Below are 365 nucleotides of genomic sequence, written 5' to 3'. Positions count from 1 at the left end.
TCGTACACCTCGCCCGTGTCGGGATCGGCCAGCGACTCCGCCACAGCAGCCTCGGCGGCGACCAGTTCGGTAAGGGCAGCGATCACGGCAGCAGCCTCGGTCTCCGTCAGGTCGGTCGCGGACGTGAGCGGATGTCCCACGACCTCCACAGCGAACTCGAGCGCGTCCTGCTTGTTCAGCCCGGCCTCTTTCACGAGTCCGCCGATGGTGCGGGTCTGGTCGGCGGACAGCATCGGCTCAGCCATGCCGCGCAGCGCCTCCATCGCAGCATCGACGTTGGTCGGGGCCGGGTCAGGCGTCGGCTGCTGCTGGGTGACCGTGACCCGCTCCGGTGGCGTGCCGGCCCCCAGTTCCTCGGGGGTGTA

Annotated in this window: 1 protein-coding gene; it reads right to left on the bottom strand. The window is 69.9% G+C overall.

Annotated elements, in window-relative coordinates; translation table 11 throughout:
* Positions 1–365 (bottom strand): hypothetical protein (locus Q5762_RS37430; protein WP_315896772.1); only part of this gene is annotated, 365 nt, incomplete at both ends.

Source organism: Streptomyces sp. P9(2023) (genome assembly GCF_032436795.1).
Lineage (GTDB): Bacteria > Actinomycetota > Actinomycetes > Streptomycetales > Streptomycetaceae > Streptomyces.
Note: the sequence above shows the minus strand (reverse complement) of the source record. Positions and strands in the feature narration are given on the sequence as shown.